Origin of the sequence: Halomonas sp. H33-56, from assembly GCF_040147035.1 — a bacterium.
GTDB lineage: Bacteria > Pseudomonadota > Gammaproteobacteria > Pseudomonadales > Halomonadaceae > Halomonas > Halomonas litopenaei.
On record NZ_JAMSHP010000001.1, the window covers coordinates 1,337,512 to 1,361,125 of the forward strand.

The following is a 23,614-nucleotide window of genomic DNA, read 5'->3' on the forward strand; positions in this document are numbered from 1 at the left end:
GATTTTGTTGTTATTTAAAGGGATGTTTGCGTGGTTTTTCTTGGATGTTCTCTGGATTGTATTTGCGTGTTTTGCGGCTGCCTGATAGAGAATATGTGAGAGAATCTAGAGTGAAAAAAGTACGTTTGTTTTATCGATATTCTGACAGTCGTTGTGCGCTTGATGACTCCTTTGTGAAGAAGGACAGAAGGTGACAGGTGTGTTGGTCCCGTCTTTATGGGAAGCATTGGTTCGCCGAGTTTTCATGGAAGCTAAAAATGCTTGCTTTGTTCTCTTTTGAACCACCCGTGGGGCAGGGAAATGGTGCATGGGAAAGGTTCTATGAAGGGCTCCGGGGCCGTTGTCAGTGCTCGTTTCTCAACACAATAGACAAATATTTCGCCTATCTTTTTTTATGCAAATATTTTAGAAAGGAAGACGAGATGCCAGTGTTGGCGTAAACACTCCTATTCGTCGTGGTAATGTGTGATTTAAGATAGACGTTATCAATTTTGTTCGTTCACGACCGATGTTATATATTATGTTTGAGGTGATTAATATGAATCCATATTCGACACTTCCAGACCGTGCCTTCTGGAAAAAAGCTGTATCAGAAAAGTCGATTTTTGACATATCCAATTTGTGGTCTCCAAAGTTCAAGATCACAAAGGATAGTAGGGTGGTTACCTTCGGTTCCTGCTTTGCGCAACATATTGGAAACGCTCTTGATAGCAGAGGGTTCAACTGGGTCTCGACAGAAACTCCACCTAGGGGGCTCTCGCAGGAAAATGCAAAAAAATACAATTACAATATATTTTCGGCAAGAACCGGGAATATATACACCACCTCATTGTTGAAGCAGTGGGTAGAGTGGGCAACAGGGATAAAAGAGCCGCCTGAGGAGATTTGGGAAAAGAACGGAAGGTTCTATGATCCCTTTCGCCCCGTGGTGGAACCAGAGGGTTTCTGTAGTAAAGAAGAGTTAATGCTCTCTCGAGAGGAGACAATAAAAGCGTTTAGGGAATGCATCTTCTCATCAGACTTCTTTGTCTTCACCCTAGGGTTGACTGAAAGCTGGTTCAATTCGGAATACGGCTACGAGTATCCGATGTGTCCCGGGACTTCAGCAGGGACCTACCTGAAAGGTATCCATGCGTTCAAGAATCAGATGTATCCCTCTGTGATGAATGATCTGCGAGATGCCATAGAAATAATGCGTCATGAGAATCCTGAGTTACGCTTTATATTGACAGTTTCCCCTGTTCCTTTGGTAGCGACAAACTCCAGGAACAACGTGATCGTCGCTACAATGGAATCCAAGTCAGTGTTGCGTGCCGTGGCTGGGCAGATTTCTAGAGGTTGTAATTATGTGGATTATTTTCCTTCGTATGAAATAATCAACAGCCCGGTTTTCAAGGGGGTGTTTTTCGAACCCAATCAACGAAGTGTTAACCCCCACGGTGTCGATTTTGTGATGAATCATTTTTTTTCTTCTCTGAGGAAAAAGTTTGGCGCTGAGATTTTCGGAAAACAAAACAAGAGGGTAGGTAGCGTAAAGAAAATGAATGATCTGGTTTGCGAAGAAGAGATCTTCGACGCCTTTGGAGGTAAGGAATGAAGAAAAATATTTGTGTGCTGGGCAATAGCCACGTTGGTGCTTTGAAAAGAGCCTGGGACCTGATGCCAGAGTGGCATCAAGAATATAATCTTGTCTTCTTTACCGCTAGAAGTAATGGCTTGGGTGGACTGATTCTCATCGATAATAAACTGGTTCCAAAAACAGATAGATTAAAGAGGACCATCACCTATACATCGGGTGGCAAGAGTGAGATTGATATCGTTGAATATGATCTATTCTTGATTTACGGACTTCAGATGGAAGTTTTTTTTGTCGAACCTGGAAAATTTTTTTCATCAGCAGTAATAAAGCAAACCGTGCTGGATAGTGTCAAGGGTACGACGTCCTGGAAGATCATGGAAATGATCAGGAGCGTGACCAATAAAAAGATATATGTTGGACATAATCCCCTGCCTATTCGGAAGAAAGGTGATGATAGAAGTTATCCTCCGGAAAGCTACCTGTCCGGAATAAAGTTGATGAACGATGAAGTGTATGATAAATGCAATGCCGAGTTGATCGCTCAGCCTGCTGATACCATCGTCAACGGATTTTTTACGGAGCGGGAGCTCTCGAAGGGAAGTAAAAGATTGCCTGTAGGGGATGCCATGGATGAGGAAGCGCATCCAGACCATGATATCAGGCATATGAACGAAGAGTTCGGGAAAAAGTGGCTATCCTGCTTTTTAAGTAGAGATTGACAAAGGGTTTTCCTGGCGGATGTGTGTTATCCGGAGCTGGAGAACGCTCTTTGTAGAGCAAAGCGTTACCACCAGACAGCGGCAAACAGATGAATCATGGATCACGCTACTATGCTTGACGTGTAGTAGTCCGCTGGGATTCCCCCTCCGGATGATGCAAAAGGAGGGGGAGGACACAACGCTGTGCCACGGCACCGGCTCAGTCGACGGGCTTCTCGCCGGAGACCTCCGGCGCCGATTCCGTGCCGTGCTCGCGAAAGGACTGCACCGGCATCTCGCGGGGGATTTCCCGTGGCGGCTCAGCCGGGGTCGCCGGCGGCGGTGGTGCCTCGGCGACGCGAAGCTCGCCTACCACCGCCGGGGGGCGGGTCTCGCTCGGGACCAGCAACAGGCCGGCGCGCCTCAGGGCCCGGCCGATGCTCAGGCTGGAGCTCCAGCGGACCAGCGGGGCGGCCATCACCAGGCCGAGCCACACCGGCGTCAGCCAGATGAAGAAGCTCGGGGTGAAGGCCCAGGTCACCAGCGCCCACAAGGCGCCGATCAGTGACCATAGCCAGGTGTGGCGAAAGGCTTCCTTCCAGGGCAGGGCGCGGCCCTCGCGGGACTGTGGATCCCAGGCCACGGTGCGGCCGCTCAGTACCTGAATCACGAAACGACTGTGGAACACCATCATCAGCGGCGCGATGAGCATGGCAAACAGCGTCTCGAGCAGCATGCTGGCGACGAGCCGGGCCCGTCCGCCATAGGCCTGCGGGTTCTGGATCAGCCCCAGCACCAGCCCCAGTACCTTGGGCATCAGCAGCATGCCCAGGGTGCCGATCAGCAGCGGCATGATCAGGTTGGGCGGGGCGATCGGCCAGTCGGGAAACAGCTGCGAACTCGAGGTGAAGAAGTTGGTCGGCACCAGCGCCCGGATCAGGGCGTCGATGGTGCTGATCACCAGAATCGCCAGCCACACCAGCGACGACAGGTAGGCGAGGGCACCGAAGAAGAAGTGCAGACGGCTGAGCACGTGCAGTCCGCGCCCGCCGAGCAGGCGCATATGCTGCAGGTTGCCCTGGACCCAGCGCCGGTCGCGTTTGGCGTAGTCGAGGATATGACTCGGCATCTCTTCGAAGCTGCCGCCCAGGTCGGTGCGCATGCGCACCTGCCAGCCGGCACGGCGCAGCAGCGCCGCCTCGACGAAGTCGTGGCTCAGGATATCGCCACCCAGCGGTGGCTTGCCGGGCAGCTCCGGCAGGCCACAGGCATCGGTGAAGGCGTCCACGCGAATGATGGCGTTGTGGCCGAAGTAGTTGGCCGCGGTGGCGTGCCAGAAGCTCAGACCGCTGGCCAGCATCGGCGAGTAGAGTGCAGCAGCGAACTGATTGGCGCGGCCAAACAGACTGTCCTGGCGCACCGGAATCGGCACCGTCTGCAACAGGCCAAGGCGCGGGTTGGCCATCATCTCGTCGATCAGCTCGATGACGGTAGTGCCGCTCATTAGGCTGTCGGCGTCGATCACCAGCATGTAGTCGTAGTGGCTGCCCCAACGGGTGCAGAAGTCGCCCAGATTGCCTGCCTTGCGTCCGACGTTACTGTCACGGTGGCGGTAGTGCAGTTGGCAGTGGCCTTCCAGGCGCTTCTGCAGCTCGGCCATGGCGGCCTTTTCCTCGGCCACCACCTCGTCGTCGGTGCTGTCGCTGAGCACGAAGGCTTCCACCTCGATGCCTTGCGGCAGGTCATCCAGATCCTTGCAGGTGGCCTCGAGTCCGGCGGCGACTCGCAGCACGTCCTCGTTGTGGATCGGCATCACCAGGGCGGTGCGGGAGTGGGAGCCTTCGGGCCGCATGGGATAGGAATGGCGCGGCTTCAGGCTCAGCGGGTCACGCCCGGTCAGGTTGAGCACGAAGCCGATCAGCGCGCTCCAGAAGGCCATGGTGATCCAGCCGAAGGTGATCGCGAACAGGCCGATGATCGCCATCTCGAGCGGACTGATGCCCTCCACGTAGAGGATCCTGAACATGGTCCAGACCCCCAGCGCCGTGGTGGCGGCAATGGCCAGGCCGACGCCAAGACGTCGCAGGCGTGGCCAGGGTACCTCGGGAGTATGGGCGTTCATCAGGGGCTCCAGATGCTGTTCCAGGTTTCGCTCAGGCGCTCGCCACGAAGCATGAGAGTCAGGCGGATATCAGCGGGCTGGTCGCCATCGGGCAGCAGCGTGAAGCTGGCGCGCCAGGTGTCGTCGTCGGGCAGCGGTGTGACCTTGGCCTCGGCGGTCTCGCCGCTGGAGGTGGTCAGGGTCATCTCGACCGGTTGGCTGGCATCGAGTCCCTCGAGCTCACCGCCGCGGAAGTCGATGATGAACTGGCGCAGGCGCTCGTTGGGGGGATCGCTCTGTCCCGGCACACCGCCCCAGCCCTGGCGCGAACGCACCACACGAGCCAGCGGTTCGGCCGTGGGGGTGTCGCCGAAGGTCCAGGTACGATAGCGATAGGTGCGGGAGTCGCCGGCCATCAGCGGGTTGGCGGGCACCCAGTAGGCGGTGATGTTGTCGTGGGCCTCGCTGTCGGTGGGGATCTCCACCAGCTCGACATGGCCTTCACCCCACTCGCCCTGGGGTTCGACCCACTGACTGGGGCGACGCTCGTAGCGGGCCTCCATGTCCAGGTAGGCGTTGAAGTGCTGGGGCCGCTGGACCAGGCCATAGCCCTTGGGCGAGGTGTCCTGCAGCCCGGAGATCTGGAGGCTTTCGGGGTTTTCCAGCACGCGCCATGTCCACTCGCCGGTGCTGGTGGCCATCAGCAGGCCGCTGGAGTCATGTACCCGGATGCGGTAGTCGTCCTCCTGGCGGCGATCCATCTCGCCATGCAGGAACATGCTGGTCAGCGGTGCGACGCCGAGCTTCTCGACGTCTTCCCTGGCAAACAGGCGTGCCTCGGTGTCGACCTGGGTGCGCTTGCCCGGGGCGATGTCGAAGCGGTAGGCGCCGGCCAGAGACGGGCTGTCCAGCAGCGCCAGCACGGTCATGTGGGTATCGCCGGGCTGCGGCTTGACCAGCCAGTATTCACGAAAGGCGGGAAACTCCTCGCCCTGGGGCAGGGCGGTGTCGATGGCCAGGCCACGGGCCGACAGGCCGTAGCCCTGGTCGCGGCCGACCAGGCGGAAGTAGGACGCGCCCAGAAATACCGCGAACTCATCCTTGTAGTCGGCGCGGTTGAGCGGGTAGTGCAGGCGAAAGCCGGCATAGCCGAGCCCACTCAGGTCGAGCTCGGCGAGGTCGGCGGCATCGTCGTCGTAGCGAAAGCGCTCAGGCTCGAAGGGCAGCGAGCGTACCTCGCCATCCTCCAGCAGGTGGATATCCACCGGCTGGTCATACAGAAAGCCTGGGTGGAAGAGCTCCACCTCGAAATCGCCATCATCCTTCCACAGTGCCCGCTCATCGCGGTAGCGAATCTGTCGGTAGCGATCGTAGTCCATCTCGGTGAGGGCCTCGGGCAGCTCGGCCGAGGCCTCTTCATAGGGGGACGCGGCCAGTTCCTTGGCCCGGTTCGTGACCTGTTCGAACAGCGCGCCGGTCTCGACGGCCATGGCCGGCGTCGTCAATGCGGCGCTGGTGATGACGCCGACGAAGGCGAGCGCCAGGTTGCGCGAGCCAGGTCGCCGCCGTGCAAGGGTGTGTCGTGCTCGAGATATTGCCGTGTCCAAGTGCGCTCTCCTTGCGAGCGGACGAACGCCCGGTGGCTCGGGTTCGCCCGCTGGGGGTGTAGGGGATCCTTCTGCCGTTCACATCGATGGCATGTTCTATGCGACTTTCTATGCCACTTTCTATGTCGCTTTCTATGCCAAATCGAGCCAGCCTTTAATCTAGCCTATTGGCCGAGACAAAAGTTGCAATAGATGTCATTCGAGTGCATTTGAGGGTTTGTGCTAATTCGGGTTCCGTGTCGCCGATTAGCGACGGTGTCGGGGTGGGCAGGTTACTGAGCGGTAACGTTCAGGTGGCCAAGAGCGAACGACTGGGAGTCCAGGAAGGGAGGTTGCATGTTTGGGGGAAGAGTCTTGCCGCGCCTACCATAGCCAGCTGGATGGCCTGGGCGGCGGCAGGCGCTGGTGCAGGGCACGCCAGCCGACGATGCAGCGGATCACGAACCAGGCGGTGACCAGCAGTGGGGGCAGTGCCAGGCCGATGATCAGCACCGACAGTACCACCGCGGCGACCATGTAGAGCAGGCCGATCCAGAAGGTGCTGATCAGAAACTGGTAGTGGGCACGCAGCCAGGGGGCGGCGTCGGTGCGATAGACGTAGGCGACGACCAGCGCGATCAACAGTGTCACGAATCCGCTCACCAGCCCTGCCAGGTAGAGCAGATAGAGGACGTGGCCGACGCGAGTCTCCGGCGGCGGTGACACTGACGCTGTCGTCACTTCATGTTCCTCGAGCTGTAGAGGCGGTAACGGCGGAAGTCGGGATCGCCACGTTGTTCTTCCAGGGTCTTGGTGTAGCGCTTGTATTCCCACTGGTACTGGGCCGGGTCGAGTGCGATCACCGCCTCGATGCTGGCATTGACCCCGCTGCAGGAGATGGTCTCGTCTTCATCGTAGACGCGCTCGTCGGCGGCCAGGAAGTACAGCGCGAAGCCCCGCCCGGGACGGCGCAGAGCGACGCCGGTCACGACCCTTGCATTGGTGCGCGACACCAGCTTGGGCAACAGGGTGGCAGTGTAGGCGGGGCGCTCGAAGAAGGGCGCGAAAACGCCGCTGCCCCAGCTGGGTTCCTGATCGGGCAGGATGCCGACGGCCTCGGATCGCTTGAGCGCCTTGAGCAGCGCCGCCACGCCTCGGGGGTTGGTCGGCACCAGGCTGGCGCCGCAGCGCTCGCGCCCGGCGCGGATGATCGGGTCCAGCGGTGCCAGCTTGGGCGGCTCGTACATGGCGGTGAAGGGGAAGTGGCTCGACAGCCAGAAGTTCAGCACCTCCCAGTTGCCGAAGTGAGGCGCCAGGATGATCACGCCCTTGCCCTCGGCGCGGGCATCATCCAGCAGTTCGCGGCCATGTACCTCGACGATGCTGTCGGCCACTCGGTCGGGGTCGCCCTGCCAGGCAAAGCCGAGTTCCAGCATGGTGGCGGTGGAATGCTTGAGGCTTTCGCGCCCCAGGGTGGCGCGACGGGCCTCGGTAAGGTCGGGATAGACCACTTCCAGGTTGAGCCTGGTCACCGCGCGTTCGCGCTTGAGCAGGGGGTAGGCCACATTGACCAGGGCGACGCTGAGTCGCCACAGGGTCGTCGGTGACAGTCGTGACAGTATCCGCCACAGGCGTGATATCGCGGTAGCCTGGAGTCGCTGTTGCCAGGGGACGTTCATATCAGATCAACCAACTTTCCACATTGTCCGGAGCGCGCTTTTCCTGCAGTGCCTTGAAGCCTTTGACGCAGCGCACGATCAACCACACCGCCAGGGCCAGCAGCAGCGGCAGGCCGATCACGATCAAGGTCAGGATCGAGGCCACGATGCCGTAGAGCAGGCCTATCCAGAAGGTACGGATCTGGTAGCGATAGTGCTCGTCTAGCCACTCGGGGCCCTTGCCACGGTAGACGTAGGCGATGATCACCCCGATCACCGCGGTGAAGCCGGTGACCAGGTTGGCCAGCAGCAGCGCGTAGCCCACCAGCGACATGGTGGTGTCGGCGGGGGGCGTGTCGCCAGGTGAGGGAGGCTCGACAGTGGGTCGTTGAGGCGTAAGGTCGTGTTGGCTCATCCATGGTCCCTTGGGTGCATGTCATACGGCCCCGTTATCATACCCAGCCTGTGCCGCATTGCCATGACAGGCGAAGCGACCCGCAGGGACGACCGACGTTACTCCTGTTTGAGCGGACGGCTGATCTCCAGCAGGTTGCCGTCCGGGTCGCGAAGATGCAGCGACTCGATCTTGCCGGTGGCACCCTGACGTTCCACGGGGCCCAGTTCCACCTCGACCGACAGGGCATCGAGGTGAGCCTTCACCTCAGCCAGCGGCAGATGGCTCTTGAAACAGACGTCGAGGCTGCCTGGGGTAGGGGTGGCGGCCCTGGGGGTCACGTCGGTGGCGGTCCAGTGCAGGCGCAGGGCCAGCTCGCCGAGCATCAGGTCGACCCGCTCGGTATCGCGATAGCGGACGTCCAGGCCCAGAACGCGGGTGTAGAAGTCCACGGCGCGGGAAATATCGGTCACGGTGATGACCAGGTGATCTAGACCTGACAGCATGCCTCTCTCCACAAATGATCCAAGTCCCAGAGAATACGACGATGCCAAGCTGTCCGCTATGCGCAAACCCGACGACGCACCACTTTCATGCGGACGGGCGCCGCGACTATTTTCGCTGTTCGGTATGTGACCTGGTGGCGGTGCCTCCCGAGCAGCGACTGGGACCGCAGGCCGAGAAGGCGGTCTACGATCAGCACGACAACCGCCCGGATGATCCCGGCTACCGTCGTTTTCTGGGTCGTCTGTTTGATCCCCTGAGCGAGCGTCTGTCGCCGGGTGCCGAGGGGCTCGATTTCGGTGCGGGGCCCGGTCCGACGCTGTCGCTGATGTTCGAGGAGGCGGGGTTTGCCACTCGGATCCATGATCCCTACTACCACCCCGCGCCGGAGAACCTGAAGCGGTATTACGATTTCATCACCGCCACCGAGGTGGTCGAGCACCTGTTCGCGCCCGGCTCGGTGCTGTTTGCGCTGGCGCGACAACTGCGACCCGGTGGCTGGCTGGGGCTGATGACCAAGCGCACGCCGGAGGACTTTGCCCGCTGGCACTATATTCGTGATCCCACCCATGTGGTGTTCTTCAGCGAGACGAGTTTTCGCTGGTTGGCCGAGGCACTCGGCATGAGTGTCGACTTCCCCGCGGCCGATGTGGTTCTGATGCGCCGTGACACGAGTCACTGAGGCCGGATTTATGCTTGACCAACAATGCGTTACAGATGCATGGGTGACGCCCTTCGAAAGACATTGACAGGCGCGAAAAGGGGGGTATATTCGCCGCCCAAGAGTCGTCGATACGCACCGCGACGGACGGACTCGAAACATCAACACCCACCCGCCGCCGCCGTCCGCGTCGTCCGCATCGCTGGAGCCCGACTCCTCATGTCTCCCCAACTTCTGGCCATGGCCCTGCCCCCCGTTCTGGGGCTATTCATTCTGGGCATCGGCAACGGTTTTCTGTCTTCGCTTATCACCCTGCGCCTGGACGCCGCCGGTGAATCGCCGGTGGTCATCGGCTGGGTCTCCGGCGCCTACTTCATCGGTCTTGGCCTGGGTGCCCTGTTCAACGACCGGCTGCTGCTCGCCATCGGCCATATTCGTGCCTACGGCAGCTTCGCCTCGCTGGTGGCGGTGACGGTGTTGCTGCAGGGGCTGATCCTGGATCCGGTGGCCTGGTTCGGCCTGCGTCTGATCGGTGGCTGGGCCACGGTCGGGGTCTTCCTGGTGATCGAGAGCTGGCTGCTGGCCTCCGGAGACTCCAAGGTGCGCGGGCGTCTGCTGGCGCTGTACATGATCGCCCTGTACGGCTCAGGTGTGCTCGGTCAGCTGCTTTTGGGCATCACCCAGAATATGGGCGAAACGGCCCCCTTCATGGTCATCGGTGCCCTGGCCTCGCTGTCGGTGCTGCCGATGGCGATGATTCCGCGGGTCACGCCACTGCTCGACAAGGTCGAGCCGCTGTCGCCGCTGCGCCTGATGATCCTCACCCCCACCGGGGTGGTGGGGGCCTTCGGTTCCGGCATGCTGGCGGCTGCGGTGTACGCCCTGATGCCGCTGTACCTCCAGCGTACCGGCTTTGATCTGGCCGAGGTCGGCCAGCTGATGGCGATAACGGTACTCGGCGCCATGCTGCTGCAGTATCCGGTGGGCCGCTGGTCGGATCGTCACGACCGCCAGCTGGTGCTGATCCTGATCGGTCTGTTCTGCCTGGCCATCTCGCTGGCGGTGCTGCTGCTGCCGTTGCCGAGCTGGGGGCTGGCCGCGCTGCTGTTCCTGCTGGGCGGTGGCGTCTTCTCGTTGTATCCGGTCTCGGTCAGCCACTCGGCGGACCGTGCACCCGCCGGCGCCCTGGTGCCCATGAGTCAGGGCCTTTTGCTGATCAGCGCGCTTGGCTCCTCGGTCAGTCCGCCGCTGGTCAGCCCGGTAATGGCGGCGCTTGGCGATACCGCCCTGTTCATGGCCTTCGGCGCCCTCGGTGGCGCCCTGGTGCTGTTCTTCGCCTGGCGTCGCCTGGTGCGTCCGGCGCCGGTGCCGGTGGTGCCGTTCTCCCCGGCGACGCCGTTGTCGTCGGTGGGTGCGGAATTCGTGGTCACCGACGAATGGGTGGCGGGCGCCAAGGAGCACGAGCATATGGAAGACCTGTCCGACGTGGTGCCGGACGTGGACGTGGCCGAGCCCATGGTGGGGCCGCCAGCGGAGGAAGGTCAGTACGTGCCTTATTTCGATGAAGACGGCTACCACGATGGCGTGCTCGAGGTGAACCACCACGAGTCTGATGAAGACGTCGCCGCTATCGAGCCAACGCCCGTCGAACCCGGCTGGGAGCAGGAGTCGCCGTCGGCGGCTGAGCCGGGCGAGGCACCCAAGGGCTGATCAACGTGGCCGGCGAACTTGTCCCTTTGGGTCGCCGTGGGCGGCCCAGACCTGGCAAGAGGCGCCGGCCTGAGCGGTCAACATGTGGCAGACAGTGGGCCTCAGTTCGGTCCGAACAGCAGCTTGAACAGCGCACGACGTACCGCGGGTGTCGCCTGCTGGCGGGCGTAGGCCAGCAGCACGTCGTGATGGTTGGGGTGACGGGCGTTCTGTACCAGGATCTGACGAGCTTGCTGTAGCTGGGTGGCCGACATGACAGTCCCTCCGGAGCATCGGGTGCCCACCATGGGCACTTGAGTCCCACAGTAGTCGCGGTCCTGGCTCGCTCCTTACGATGCCTGGTTGTGCTGCAGCGGCCTATTTCCTTCCCACGTCGAAGACAGATGGTTTTTCTCAAGTGGTATCTGAGCTGCCACCTCCGCTGCTATCTCATCCGCTATCTGCGGCCTCATCGAGCTGCGCCCGCCAGGCCATGATGCGAGCGAAACGCTCTTCCTGGCCATGATCGGTGGGGCGGTAGAAGCGCTCGGTCGGCACTGCCTCGGGCCAGCAATCGTGGGCCGACCCCGCCGGGTAGCCGTTGGGCTCGGCGTGGGCGTAGCGGTAGCCGTCGCCGTGGCCCAGGGAAGCCATCAGCTTGGTTGGTGCGTTGCGCAGGTAGGTCGGTACCTCCAGGCTCGGCTGGGCCGCGACAAAGGCCTGGGCCTTCTTCCAGGCCTGGTCGATGGCGTTGCTCTTGGGCGCCACCGCCAGGTGGATGGCGGCGTGGGCGATGGCGCGCTGGCCTTCGTAGTCGCCCAGACGCAGGTAGGCATCCCAGGCCGACATGACCAGTGGCAGGCAACGCGGGTCGGCGTTGCCGACGTCCTCCGAGGCGATGGCCGCCAGGCGACGGATGACGTCCAGCGGATCGCCACCGCCCTGGATAAAGCGGGCCATGTACAGAAGGGCTGCGTCGGGGCGCGATGAGCGTACCGACTTGTGCAGCGCCGACAGCAGGTCGTAGTAGTGATCGCCCTGCTTGTCGAAGGCGCTGGCGGTGTGGCCGATGACGTCCTCGAGCGCCTCGCGGGGCAGACGCTCTGCACCGCCTTCCGCCTGGGTGAAGTCGCAGGCGGTCTCCAGAAGGCCCAGGGCGCGCCGGGCGTCGCCGGCCGAGGCGCGCGCCAGTATCGCCAGCACTTCGTCGTCGACGCGGATGTCGCGGTGACCAAGGCCGCGCTCGGGGTCGGCCAGGGCGCGGCGCATGACCTCGATCAGCGCGGCCTCGTCCAGCGCCTTGAGCACATGGACACGGGCCCGGGACAACAGCGCCGAATTGACCTCGAAGGAGGGGTTCTCGGTGGTGGCGCCGATCAGCGTCAAGAGCCCCGACTCGACGTGGGGCAGAAGGGCGTCCTGCTGACTCTTGTTGAGGCGGTGGATCTCGTCGAGAAACAGTACCGTGGTCTGCCCCTGGCCCTGGGCCACCCGGGCGCGCTCCACCACCTCGCGAATGTCCTTGACCCCGGCCATGACCGCCGACAAGCGCTCCAGCCGTGCGCTGGAGGCGCTGGCAAGGATGTCGGCCAGGGTGGTCTTGCCGACGCCGGGTGGCCCCCACAGGATCATCGAGCGTACCTGGCCGGCTTCTACCATGCGCCGCAATGGTTTGCCTGGCCCCACCAGCGACGGCTGGCCCACGTAGTCGTCCAGGGACCTCGGGCGCATGCGCCAGGCCAGGGGCGCGGCGTCTTCCTGGTGGGCCTGTTCGAACATGTCCATCGACGACTCCTGAGAAGAATGAATTGAGCGCCAGACGTCAACGCTCAGGCGGTGTGTAGGAAATCAACCCTTCTTAATGTGGCAATTTTCGTCGGGCAAAAACTCGATTATGCGTCTAGGGTGATACATTCCGGTTCCCGCACGATCCGGAACCTGACCCGAGAAGGCCAGTCTAAGCTAGGGTGCCTTCAGCTCATGCTGACCACAGGAGGTTTCCGTCATGCCCATGCTAAAGCAACTGCGACGGGATCATGCCAACATGGCGCGCATACTGCACGTCCTGCAACTCAAGCAAAAGACCCTCGCGCAGGGAGAGCGGCCCAACTTCCAGCTCGTCAGGGAGGTGGTTGACTATATTCTCGACTACATGGCGGGTTTCACCCTGCCCCTGGAGCAGATCTGTACCGACCGTCTCAAGGAGCTGGCCCCCGAAAGCGAGGCAGTGGCCGAGCAGCTGTCCGGCGACTACCGCAAGCTCAAGGCCCGGCTGACGCGCCTGTCCCGTGACATCGACATGATCCTGATGGATGTCGCCATCCCCATGGACCAGTTTGCCGATGACCTCAAGCAGTACCTGGACAGCCACCGTGCTTACCTTCGCCAAGAGCGTGAGGAACTGTTTCCGCTGATCAGCGAGCACTTCTCGGACGTAGATCTCGATCGCCTGGCCCACGCCCTGCCGGAGAACGCCACCGCCGAACTTGAGCGACTCCAGGCGGCCTACCCTGAACTCTATGCCGAGCTACGCGAGGAGCCGGTACCCGCCTGATCGGTTTTTCCCTTGTTTTCCCCTTGCTTCTCGAGCGCCACGTCGTCGGCCCGAACTCCGGTTCGGGCCGCATGACGTCTGCGCTCACCTCGGCGCGCTGGCGTATCCGTGAGCGCCCTTGCTGCGCTTATGCAGGTCCGCCAATGTCGGGTAGAATGGCGCCCATGTTGATTCAGGCGCCGTTTCCCTTGCTCAGCCTCTTGCCCCTCCTCCTTCCCCGTATCCGGTCGGTCTCGATGGCGGCCCGATCCGATCGTGGGGGATATCTCCCCGCCGTCCGGCAGTGGCGGTGGGCATGGGCTTTGCCCGTCAGGGAGGAGGCTTGATGGCCGGGCCTGTGCTGGTGTTCGACTCCGGCGTGGGCGGGCTTTCCGTGGTGGCGGCGCTCAGACGCCATCTGCCCGATACGGCGCTTGCCTACTGCTGCGACAACGCCATGCTGCCCTACGGTACGCGGCCGGACCCTTGGTTGGTCGAGCGGATCGTCGCGGTGTGCGAGGCGGCGGTGAATCGTACCGGTGCCGATACCCTGGTGGTGGCCTGCAATACCGCCAGCACCCTGGCACTGGAGGCCTTGCGCGAGCGCCTGGACGTGCCGGTGGTGGGCACGGTGCCGGCGATCAAGCCGGCCGCCCAGGCCAGTCGCAGTGGGCATCTGGCACTGCTGGCCACCAGCGCAACGGTCGCCCGGCCCTACACCCAGCGGCTGATCGACAGCTATGCGCCGCACTGCCAGGTCGAGAAGGTGGCCGCCGACGCGCTGGTGGCCGAGGCGGAGCGCGCCATCCAGGGGCACGCTATCGATCCTGCGGTGGTTCGCCAGGCGCTGGCAGCGCTTGTGGAGGATGCCCGTATCGATACGGTGGTGCTGGGCTGTACCCACTTTCCCTTGCTGCGTCGCTGGCTCGACGAGGCCATGCCGCGGGCCGTCACCTGGGTAGACTCCGGCGACGCCATTGCCCGACGGACGGCCCAGGTGGCGGTGGGCCCGGACGCCCGACAGGGCCTCGATGCGGCCTGGGTCACGAGTCTATTGCGGGATTCGTCAGGTGCGACGGACGCCTCGGAAAGGCTGACGCGAGGGCTTGCGTCCTTCGGCTTTGCGGCCCCTTGTCTGCTGGACGTGCCCAGCGCTTGACCCATCTCTTGTACACCGTTCGGCACCGGCGCTGACCACGCCGTCATCGCCCACGTCATTTGTTTATTGTTCATCGTTTTTCCAGGAGTTTCCGTGGCCATACCCGTCGTTGAACCCGAACGCTATGCCGAACAGCTCGCCGCCAAGCGTGATCGCCTGGTCGAGCAGTTTGCGCGGTTTTCTCCGCCCGAACTCGAGGTGTATCCGTCACCGCCGAGCCACTACCGGCAACGCTGCGAGTTTCGCGTCTGGCACGAGGGCGACGATCTCTACTATGTGATGTTCGAGGTCAATCCCGAGGACCCCGACGACAAGCGACTGGTACGCATGGACCAGTTCGCGGTGGCCAGCGAACGCATCAATGCCTTGATGCCGGCGCTGCTCGACGCCATCCGTGACAACCCGGTGATGCGGCGCAAGCTGTTTCAGGTGGAGTTTCTGACCACCCTGGCGGGTGAGACGTTGATCAGCCTGATCTACCACCGCCCGCTGGAAGAAGACTGGGAGCGGGATGCCCGGGAACTCGAGCGCGAGCTTGGGGTGATGATCATCGGCCGCTCACGCAAGCAGCGGCTGGTGCTGACCCGTGATCACGTGTGGGAACGTCTCGAGGTGGACGGACAGGTACTGCACTACCAGCAGGTGGAAAACAGCTTTACCCAGCCCAATGCGCGCATCTGCGCCTCCATGCTGTCCTGGGCACGGGAGGTGACCGCCGGCAGCCAGCAGCAGGACCTGGTCGAGCTCTACTGCGGCAACGGCAACTTCACCATCGCCCTGGCAGAGAATTTTCGCCGGGTTCTGGCCACCGAGATCTCGCGCACCTCGGTGGCCAGCGCCAGGGTCAATCTCGAGGCCAACGCGGTGACCAATGCCTTTGTCGCGCGGATGTCTGCCGAAGACTTCTCTTCTGCGCTCAAAGGGGAGAAAACAGGCCGGCGAGTGGACGAGATGTGCCTGGGTGACTATGACTTCTCCACAGTGCTGGTAGACCCACCGCGGGCCGGTCTGGACGCCGACAGCTGTGATCAACTGAGTGAATACCCGCGTATCGTCTATATTTCATGCAATCCGGACACCCTGGCCGTCAATCTCGAACAGCTCACCAGGACGCACCGCATCGTTCGTTTCGCTCTGTTTGACCAGTTCCCCTTCACCCATCACTGTGAGTGCGGGGTCTTGCTGGAACGGCGCTCCTGAGGCGCCAACGAGCCTAACGCAAGCGTGCTGTCAAGGGGGGATGCGTAACCGTCATGCTCCATGAGAAGGCGGGCATCTGGATGGGGGTGGGGTGGGGATTGGCGTAAGCTTGCCGAATGCGCCGGGAGCGCCGGATGCGTAGCGCCGCGCAGCACGCTCGTCACTACCTTTACACAGGCCACAGTGAAGTGGCCGCCGCCAACCGAGGTGAGGATGTTACACGTCGCACAGGATGACAGTCGCGAGGATCTGCTCAAGCAACTCGAGGAAAAGCTGGAAGGACGCCTCGATCAGGAAAAGGCCGGTCTGGTGGGTGACTTCGCTCGCCATTTCTACTCCACGGTGCCGCTGGAGGATCTCAGCGAGCGGCGCCTGGATGATCTGTACGGCGCCACCCTGTCGGTGTGGCACTTCCTGCAGCAGTTCGATCCGGCCTCACCCAAGGTCAAGGTCATGAACCCTGACTTCGAGGAGCACGGCTGGCAGTCGACCCACACCTTTGTCGCGGTGCTGCACGAAGACATGCCGTTTCTGGTCGACTCGGTGCGCATCGAGCTCAACCGTCGTGGCATGACCGTCCACGCCATCCACAATTCGGTCCTGTCGGTCGCTCGTGACAAGCAGCACCGGGTCGAGCGTGTGTCGTCTCCGGGTGAAAAGGACGCCCCCGAGCATCGTGAGTCGCTGATCGCCATCGAGGTGGATCGTCACTCCGACCCCGAGGAGCTGTCGGCCATCGAGCAGAGCATCCACGAGGTGCTGAAGGAAGTGCGCACGGCGGTGGCGGACTTCGATCCGATGCGCGCGCGCATCCGCGAGACCATCGACGAGCTCAAGAATTGCTGCCCGGGCCCGATCGACAAGGCCGATCACGACGAGGCGGTGGCCTTCCTCGAATGGATGCTGGAAGACAACTTCACCTTCCTCGGTTATGACGAGTTCACCGTCGACAAGGACAACGGTGGCCAGAGCCTCAATCAGGTCGACGGCAGCGAGCTCGGTCTGTTCCGTCTGTCCGATGCCCAGTATCGCCAGCGTATCCGCACCGACCAGGGGGTCGAGGGCGATCGCTACGTGCTGGTGCCGCAGCTTCTGTCATTCGCCAAGAGTGCCTTCCACGCCCGCGTCCACCGTCCCACCTATCCGGATTACGTGACTATCGATCGCTATGACGACAAGGGCAACGTCATCGGCGAGCGTCGCTTCCTGGGGCTGTTCACCGCTGGGGTCTACAACGACTCGCCGCGTCATATTCCGATCCTGAGGCGCAAGCTCAAGACGGTGATGGATATCGCCGGCTTCAACCCCAAGGGCCACAACGGCAAGCAGCTGACCCAGATCCTCGAGGTCTATCCCCGCGACGACCTGTTCCAGATCGACACAGACGAGCTGGCCCAGACGGCGCTGGGTATCCTCGATATCCGTGAACGTCGCCGGGTGCGGCTGTTCATCCGCGAGGATCGCTTCGGTCGCTTCTATTCGTGCCTGGTATTCGTGCCGCGCGACGTGTTCTCGACCGAGCTTCGTCTGCGTCTGCAGAACCTGCTGTGCGAGGAACTCGACGCCACCTTCGGCGACTTCAACACCTACCTGTCCGAATCGGTGCTGGCGCGGATCCAGTTCATCCTGCGCTTCAACGGCGACACGCCGACCGACTACGACATCAAGGCGCTGGAAGAGAAGCTGGCGCGGCTCGCCCGCAACTGGCGCGATGATCTGCTTAATGCCGCCATCGAAGGCTTCGGCGAGGAACACGCCAACCAGCTGCTGGATCGCTTCCGCGACGCCTTCCAGGCCAGCTACCAGGAAGACTTCAGTGCCCGCACCGCGGTCTACGACCTGCAGCACATCGGCGAGCTGGACAACGGCAAGCCGCTGGCGCTGTCGCTGTACCGACTGATCGAGGAAGAGGGCAGCGGCGTCAACCTCAAGCTGTTCCACAAGCGCAAGCCGATTCCGCTGTCCGACGTGCTGCCGATGATGGAAAACCTGGGGCTCAGGGTCATCGGTGAACGCCCCTACGAGGTCGAGGCGGTGGACGAGAGCTACTGGATCCACGACTTCGATCTGGAGCATCACACCGACACCGAGGTCAACCTGCAGGAGATGCGCAAGCCGTTCATCGAGGCCTTCCAGCGCATCTGGGCCGGCGAGGCGGACAACGACCGCTTCAACCGTCTGATCATCGGCGCCAACCTCGACTGGCGTGAAGTGGCGATGCTGCGCTCCTACGCGCGTTATCTGAAGCAGATCCGCTTCGGCATCTCCCAGAACTTCATCGCCAATGCACTGGTGGCCCACCCGCAGATCACCCGCGAGCTGGTGACCCTGTTCGAGCTGCGCTTCGATCCCGAGGATCGTCCCGCCGAGGGTGAGATCGAGGCCTGCGTCGAGCGCATCAATGGCCTGCTCGACGACGTCGCCAGCCTCAACGACGACCGGCTGCTGCGTCGTTACGTGGAGCTGATCCAGGCGACCCTGCGCACCAACTACTATCAGAAGACCGAAGACGGCGGCTTCAAGGACTACCTGTCGTTCAAGCTGGAACCGTCCAAGGTCACCGGCATGCCCAAGCCGCGCCCGATGTTCGAGATCTTCGTCTGCTCGCCGCGGGTCGAGGGTGTTCACCTGCGCGGTGGCAAGGTCGCCCGTGGCGGCCTGCGCTGGTCGGATCGCCACGAGGACTTCCGTACCGAGGTGCTCGGGCTGGTCAAGGCGCAGCAGGTCAAGAACTCGGTGATCGTGCCGGTGGGGGCCAAGGGCGGCTTCGTGTGCAAGCGCATGCCGGAAGGTGCCGATCGCGAGACCACCCAGAAGGAAGGCATCGCCTGCTACCAGACCTTCATCCGCGCGCTGCTGGACGTGACCGACAATCTGGTCGGTGGCGAGGTCGTCGAGCCGAAGAACGTGGTACGCCACGACGAGGCGGACCCCTACCTGGTGGTGGCGGCCGACAAGGGCACCGCCACCTTCTCCGACATCGCCAACGAGATTTCCATCGAGTATGGCCACTGGCTGGGTGACGCCTTTGCTTCCGGCGGCGCCAACGGCTACGACCACAAGAAGATGGGCATCACCGCCAAGGGCGCCTGGGAGTCGGTCAAACGTCACTTCCGTGGCCTCGGCATCAATACCCAGTCCGACGAGTTCAGCGTGGTCGGTATCGGTGACATGGCCGGTGACGTCTTCGGCAACGGCATGCTGCTGTCCGAGACCATTCGCCTGGTCGGTGCCTTCAACCATATGCACATCTTCGTCGATCCGACGCCGGATGCGGCCAGCACCTTCAAGGAGCGCAAGCGCCTGTTCGAGATGCCGCGCTCCAGCTGGGAAGACTATGACACCTCGTTGATCTCCGAAGGCGGCGGTGTCTTCTCCCGTGCGGCCAAGTCGATCAAGATCACGCCGCAGATGAAGGAGGTCTTCGGCATCAGCGAAGACAAGCTGCCGCCCAATGAGCTGATCCAGGCGATGCTGCGCTCGAAGGTCGACCTGATCTGGAACGGCGGCATCGGCACCTACGTCAAGGCCAGCACCGAGACCGACGCCGAGGTCGGCGACAAGGCCAACGACGTGCTGCGCATCGACGGCAAGGAACTGAACTGCCGAGTGGTAGGCGAGGGCGGCAACCTTGGCCTGACCCAGCGCGGGCGCATGGAGGCGGCGGCGCGTGGTGTGCGCGTCAACACCGACTTCATCGACAACGCTGGCGGGGTCAACTGCTCCGACCATGAGGTCAACATCAAGATCCTGATCGATGAGGTGGTGGCCAACGGTGACATGACCGACAAGCAGCGCAATCAGCTGCTGGCGGACATGACCGAGGAAGTCAGCGAGCTGGTGCTGACCGACAACTATCGTCAGACCCTGGCGCTGGATCTGTCCGAGCGGCTGTCCCACCAGGGGATCGGGCCCTATCGCCGCTTTATCAGCGAACTGGAAGCGGCCGGTCAGATCGATCGCGAACTCGAGTTCCTGCCCTCCGACGAGGAGCTCCAGGAGCGTTCCGCCAATGACCAGGGCATGGTGTTGCCGGAGCTGTCGGTGCTGATCTCCTACGCCAAGAGCACGCTCAAGGGCGACCTGATCGCCTCCGACGTGCCCGACGACGAGATCATCGCCCAGCACGCCACCCGGGCCTTCCCCCAGAGCCTGGTGGAGCGCTACCGCGACCAGGTCCTGAGCCACCGCCTGAAGCGCGAAATCGTGGCGACCCAGCTGGCCAACGATCTGGTCGACCACATGGGCATCGTATTCACCCGCCGGCTGATCGACTCCACCGGCATGGGGCGTGCGGACATCGCGCGGGCCTACGTCATCGCCCGTGACAGCTTCCAGCTGCCCAAGCTGTGGGAGCAGATCGAAGCGCTCGACAATCAGGTCTCGACCGATATCCAGTACGGAATGATGCTCGACCTGATGCGCATGATTCGCCGCGCTTCACGCTGGTTCCTGCGCCATCGTTCGGGCCAGGCTGCCGGTGACTGCATCGAGTACTACCAGCCGCGTATTGCCCAGCTGCAGGAGAATATCGGCAAGCGTCTGCGTGGCGAGGAACTCGAGGCCTGGCAGGCCCGCCGTGACGAACTCGTCGACGCCGGGGTGCCCGAGGCGCTGGCCTCCACCGTGGCCGCGGCCGATAGCCTGTACGCGGCGCTGGGCATCATCCAGACCGCCCGCCAGGTCAACGAGAAGCCGCAGAAGGTGGCCGAGGTCTGCTACGAGATCGGCGCCCGTCTGGAGCTGCCGTGGATGATCCAGCAGGTTACCGCCTTGCCGGTGAAGGATAGCTGGCAGGCCCAGGCGCGGGAGACCTTCCGCGACGACATCGAGCGTCAGCAGATGGCGTTGACCGCCAGCGTGATGAAGATGGAGAGCGGCGCCCGCGATACCGCCGGACGTGTCGATCAGTGGCTCAAGCACCACGAGTCCATGCACAAGCGCTGGTGCCGCCTGATCAACGAGGTCGACAGTGGCGCCCAGGGCGGCTTCCCGCTGTTTGCCGTGGCGGTGCGTGAGCTGGTGGATCTGGCCGAGAGCAACAGCGAGGTCTAGACCCCGGGTCAGTGAGTCGACCACTAGAGGACGCCCACGGGCGTCCTCGTCGTAGCCAACACCGATCGAGTGAATCCGTGACGTTGGTTCACACAAGGTGGCGGTTCACACCAGGTGGCGGTTCACACAATGCAAGAAGGGCGCCCCTGGGGGCGCCCTTCTTGCGTCTGGCCTTCGTAGGCCTTGTCGGCAACCAACGGACCGAGGCTTAGCGGCAGCTGATGCTCCAGATCGCCTTGAAGCCTTCGCTATCGTCGTTCAGCGCCGCCAGGTTGGTGTCTTCGTTGACGGTGCCGCCTTCGACCATGGCCTCGGCGCGCTCACGCTTTTCCGGGCTGGTGTTGGGGCCAAGCACCTGTTGCTCTTCGATGATGAATTCGTCGCGATCCTGGGCCTCGCACTGCTCCAGTGCGCGCTCCTTGGCCTCTTCCAGGGCTTCCTGGCGATCGTCGCCGAGCCCGGTGACGATGTAGTCGGTGCTCTCTTTCTCCATCGAGGCGCTGTCGCTGGCGCAGCCGGCAAGGCCGAGGGCGGCAATGGCGCCGAGGGCAAGCATCATGGGGCGAGTCTTGATCATCATGCGGTCTCTCCTTTTCCGTCTCGGGGATCCCTGTTTCCAGCAGGGATGGGCGCTTGTCACCCGCGCCTTGCTGACCATGCTAACGAATCAGCACAGCAGCACAAGAGTAGCGTGCCGGCGACGGGGGGTGTCGCAGACAGGAGACGGCAGGCAAGGGATGGCAAACAAGAGTCGGCAAACAAGAGCCGGTAGATAAGTGACAGCAGATGAGGGGGCGCACGAAGCGGGAGGCAAGAGTCGGTAGACAAGAGCCGGTAGATAAGCGACAGCAGACGAGGGGCGTACCAAGCGGGAGGCAGGAATCGGTAGATAGGCGACGAGGTGGCGGGACCACCGATCGGCCATCAGTGCCCGTGGGGCAGTGATGGCCGGTCGATGAATCCGCTCAGCGAAGCGCTACAGCAGGAAGATCGTCGCCAGGCCGAGGAAGGACATGAAGCCGATCACGTCGGTGACGGTGGTCAGAATGACCGAGCCGGACAGCGCTGGATCGATGTTCATGCGCTTGAGCACGAGGGGAATCACGATGCCGCAGACCCCGGCGGCCAGCATGTTGATGACCAGGGCGGCGGCGATGATCACGCCGATCGCCACGCTCTTGAACCAGAGCACCGCCAGCACCGCCACCACCAGTGCCCAGACGATACCGTTGAGCAGGGCAATGCCGACCTCCTTGCGCAGCAGCCAGTTGCTGTTGGTCTTGCTGATCTGGCCAAGGGCGAGGCCGCGAATGGCCAGGGTCAGGGTCTGGCTGCCGGCGATGCCGCCCATGCTGGCGACGATCGGCATCAGTACCGCCAGCGCCACCACCTTCTCCAGGGCATCCTCGAACTGACCGATGACCCAGGCGGCGAGAAAGGCGGTCAGCAGGTTGATGCCGAGCCATACCGCACGACGCTTGGCGCTGGGCAAAACCGGCGCGAACAGGTCTTCCTCCTCGTCGAGGCCGGCCATGTTCATCAGCGCCTGTTCGGAGTTCTCCTGGATGACGTCGACGATATCGTCGATGACGATACGGCCGATCAACATGCCGTCGTTGTCCACCACCGGGGCCGACGTCAGGTCGTGGGTCTGGAACAGGGTGGCCACGTCGCGGGACTTCATGTCGCCCTGGATGACGTCGACGTCGGCGTCCATCAGCTCCGCCACCGAGGTCTCCTGATCATGGGAAACCAGCCGGGCCAGCGGCAGCACGCCGACGAAGTGGCCGATGCGGTCCACCACCATCAGGTTGTCGGTGTTGTCCGGGATCGACTCCTTCCAGCGCAGGAAGCGTTGCACTGTCTCGAGGGTGACGTCGGAGCGCACCCCGATGGCGTCGGTGCGCATCAGGCGCCCGGCGCTGTCTTCCTCGAACGACAGGGTCTCCTGCAGACGAGTGCGCTGCATCTCGTCCATGGTGCGCAGCATGTCCTCGGCCACCTGCTTGGGCAGGTCCTCGAACAGCTCTGCCAGGTCGGCGGTGTCCAGGCTTGCCGTGGCGGCGACGATCTCCTCGGGGTCCATGTCCTCGAGCAGGGTGCTGCGCACCTCGTCATGGACGTGCAGCAGGACCTCGCCGTCGTCCTCCGCCGGTACCTGTTCCCATAGCCTGATGCGCTCGCTCAGCGGCAGCGATTCGAGCAGCAGGGCGACCTCGGCGGGTTCGAGATCCTCCAGGGCCTCGGAGACCTCCTGGGGGTTCTCGTCTTCCAGGGCCAGGTGGATGCGCGACAGCTGGCTTTCAAACGTCTCGGTCACTTCTGTCATGGGCCCTCCCGGCATATGTCGCTGACTGACAAGACAACGATCGTGTCCTACGTTGATGGAGTTAGTAGAACACAACTATTTACAAAGAAAAGGAGTGGCGAATGGCTGGATCGAGCGAGGGCTACCACGAACCGGTGGAAGAGTTGACGGCGCAGACCCGGGATTACCATCGCGCCATCGTGTCGTTGATGGAGGAACTGGAGGCAGTCGACTGGTACAACCAGCGAGTTGACGCCTGTCAGGACGAAGATCTACGCAAGATCCTCGAACATAACCGTGATGAGGAAAAGGAGCACGCGGCCATGACCCTGGAGTGGCTGCGCCGCAAGGATCCCGCCATGGACAAGTATCTACGCGAGTTTCTGTTTACCGAAGGGGACATTGGACACTGACGACCTGGGATGAAAGCCCGTTTGGGCAAAACGGCTGAGGTCTGATTCAGGAAGTCGTCGTGGCGTCGCGGCTGCG

The 23,614-nt window shown here is 62.3% G+C and carries 19 protein-coding genes; 9 read left to right on the top strand and 10 right to left on the bottom strand.

Annotation, left to right across the window (positions count from 1 at the left end):
- The first annotated feature begins 538 nt into the window (after nucleotides 1-538).
- Nucleotides 539-1,597: a GSCFA domain-containing protein gene (locus tag NFH98_RS05950; protein ID WP_124802454.1), complete on the top strand. Its 1,059-nt coding sequence runs from the start codon at nucleotides 539-541 to the stop codon at nucleotides 1,595-1,597.
- Complete coding sequence (locus NFH98_RS05955) at nucleotides 1,594-2,298, top strand: hypothetical protein (RefSeq protein ID WP_349622336.1); 705 nt, start codon at nucleotides 1,594-1,596, stop codon at nucleotides 2,296-2,298. The genes NFH98_RS05950 and NFH98_RS05955 overlap by 4 nt, the downstream gene beginning before the upstream one ends.
- Nucleotides 2,299-2,497: 199 nt before the next feature.
- Here NFH98_RS05955 and mdoH read toward each other — a convergent pair whose 3' ends face one another.
- The 6 genes from mdoH to NFH98_RS05985 form a co-directional block, all read right to left on the bottom strand.
- The gene (gene mdoH, locus NFH98_RS05960) at nucleotides 2,498-4,399 is read right to left on the bottom strand and encodes a glucans biosynthesis glucosyltransferase MdoH (RefSeq protein ID WP_222515397.1); all 1,902 of its coding nucleotides are present in this window, start codon (nucleotides 4,397-4,399) and stop codon (nucleotides 2,498-2,500) included.
- Complete coding sequence (locus tag NFH98_RS05965; protein WP_349622337.1) at nucleotides 4,399-5,985, bottom strand: OpgD/OpgG family glucan biosynthesis protein; 1,587 nt, start codon at nucleotides 5,983-5,985, stop codon at nucleotides 4,399-4,401. The genes mdoH and NFH98_RS05965 overlap by 1 nt, the downstream gene beginning before the upstream one ends.
- Before the next feature lie 363 nt (nucleotides 5,986-6,348).
- Complete coding sequence (locus tag NFH98_RS05970; RefSeq protein ID WP_231498501.1) at nucleotides 6,349-6,705, bottom strand: DUF4870 family protein; 357 nt, start codon at nucleotides 6,703-6,705, stop codon at nucleotides 6,349-6,351.
- Nucleotides 6,702-7,643, bottom strand: a complete 942-nt coding sequence (locus NFH98_RS05975) for a lysophospholipid acyltransferase family protein (protein ID WP_045994905.1) — start codon at nucleotides 7,641-7,643, stop codon at nucleotides 6,702-6,704. Before NFH98_RS05975 ends, NFH98_RS05970 begins: the two co-directional genes overlap by 4 nt.
- Before the next feature lies 1 nt (nucleotide 7,644).
- Nucleotides 7,645-8,037 carry a DUF4870 family protein gene (locus NFH98_RS05980; RefSeq protein ID WP_045994904.1) on the bottom strand — a complete coding sequence of 131 codons (393 nt, stop codon included), beginning with the start codon at nucleotides 8,035-8,037 and terminating at the stop codon, nucleotides 7,645-7,647.
- 98 nt (nucleotides 8,038-8,135) lie between these two features.
- On the bottom strand, nucleotides 8,136-8,522 hold the full coding sequence (locus NFH98_RS05985; RefSeq protein WP_349622338.1) for a VOC family protein: 387 nt from the start codon (nucleotides 8,520-8,522) through the stop codon (nucleotides 8,136-8,138).
- A 41-nt stretch (nucleotides 8,523-8,563) separates the two neighbouring features.
- Between NFH98_RS05985 and NFH98_RS05990 the strand changes: the two genes are divergently transcribed.
- Both NFH98_RS05990 and NFH98_RS05995 read left to right on the top strand, forming a co-directional pair.
- Nucleotides 8,564-9,202, top strand: coding sequence for a class I SAM-dependent methyltransferase (locus NFH98_RS05990; RefSeq protein ID WP_349622339.1), 639 nt, complete (start codon nucleotides 8,564-8,566; stop codon nucleotides 9,200-9,202).
- Nucleotides 9,203-9,400: 198 nt separating this feature from the next.
- Nucleotides 9,401-10,891 (top strand): MFS transporter, encoded by a 1,491-nt coding sequence (locus NFH98_RS05995; protein ID WP_222515396.1) that lies wholly within the window; start codon nucleotides 9,401-9,403, stop codon nucleotides 10,889-10,891.
- A 101-nt stretch (nucleotides 10,892-10,992) separates the two neighbouring features.
- On the opposite strand, the gene NFH98_RS06000 is transcribed toward NFH98_RS05995, so the two are convergent.
- The gene (locus tag NFH98_RS06000) at nucleotides 10,993-11,145 is read right to left on the bottom strand and encodes a hypothetical protein (protein ID WP_156088597.1); all 153 of its coding nucleotides are present in this window, start codon (nucleotides 11,143-11,145) and stop codon (nucleotides 10,993-10,995) included.
- A gap of 175 nt (nucleotides 11,146-11,320) precedes the next feature.
- Nucleotides 11,321-12,655, bottom strand: coding sequence for a replication-associated recombination protein A (locus NFH98_RS06005; RefSeq protein ID WP_349622340.1), 1,335 nt, complete (start codon nucleotides 12,653-12,655; stop codon nucleotides 11,321-11,323).
- A gap of 226 nt (nucleotides 12,656-12,881) precedes the next feature.
- On the opposite strand from NFH98_RS06005, the gene NFH98_RS06010 reads away from it, so the two are divergent.
- The 4 genes from NFH98_RS06010 to NFH98_RS06025 all read left to right on the top strand — a co-directional run bounded on the left by NFH98_RS06010 (nucleotide 12,882) and on the right by NFH98_RS06025 (nucleotide 20,817).
- The gene (locus tag NFH98_RS06010) at nucleotides 12,882-13,424 is read left to right on the top strand and encodes a hemerythrin domain-containing protein (protein WP_349623105.1); all 543 of its coding nucleotides are present in this window, start codon (nucleotides 12,882-12,884) and stop codon (nucleotides 13,422-13,424) included.
- 325 nt (nucleotides 13,425-13,749) lie between these two features.
- Nucleotides 13,750-14,562, top strand: a complete 813-nt coding sequence (gene murI / locus NFH98_RS06015; RefSeq protein WP_045994899.1) for a glutamate racemase — start codon at nucleotides 13,750-13,752, stop codon at nucleotides 14,560-14,562.
- 93 nt (nucleotides 14,563-14,655) lie between these two features.
- Entirely contained in the window at nucleotides 14,656-15,762 is a 1,107-nt protein-coding gene (trmA, locus tag NFH98_RS06020) for a tRNA (uridine(54)-C5)-methyltransferase TrmA (RefSeq protein ID WP_253555700.1), read from the top strand.
- Between the two features lie 213 nt (nucleotides 15,763-15,975).
- The gene (locus NFH98_RS06025; RefSeq protein WP_045994897.1) at nucleotides 15,976-20,817 is read left to right on the top strand and encodes an NAD-glutamate dehydrogenase; all 4,842 of its coding nucleotides are present in this window, start codon (nucleotides 15,976-15,978) and stop codon (nucleotides 20,815-20,817) included.
- Between the two features lie 208 nt (nucleotides 20,818-21,025).
- On the opposite strand, the gene NFH98_RS06030 is transcribed toward NFH98_RS06025, so the two are convergent.
- Together NFH98_RS06030 and mgtE are read right to left on the bottom strand one after the other, a co-directional pair.
- Nucleotides 21,026-21,397 carry a hypothetical protein gene (locus NFH98_RS06030; RefSeq protein ID WP_222515392.1) on the bottom strand — a complete coding sequence of 124 codons (372 nt, stop codon included), beginning with the start codon at nucleotides 21,395-21,397 and terminating at the stop codon, nucleotides 21,026-21,028.
- 396 nt (nucleotides 21,398-21,793) lie between these two features.
- Nucleotides 21,794-23,146 (bottom strand): magnesium transporter, encoded by a 1,353-nt coding sequence (mgtE, locus tag NFH98_RS06035; RefSeq protein WP_045994895.1) that lies wholly within the window; start codon nucleotides 23,144-23,146, stop codon nucleotides 21,794-21,796.
- Nucleotides 23,147-23,247: 101 nt separating this feature from the next.
- Between mgtE and NFH98_RS06040 the strand changes: the two genes are divergently transcribed.
- Nucleotides 23,248-23,538 (top strand): encapsulin-associated ferritin-like protein, encoded by a 291-nt coding sequence (locus NFH98_RS06040; RefSeq protein ID WP_045994894.1) that lies wholly within the window; start codon nucleotides 23,248-23,250, stop codon nucleotides 23,536-23,538.
- Nucleotides 23,539-23,614 lie beyond the last annotated feature (76 nt).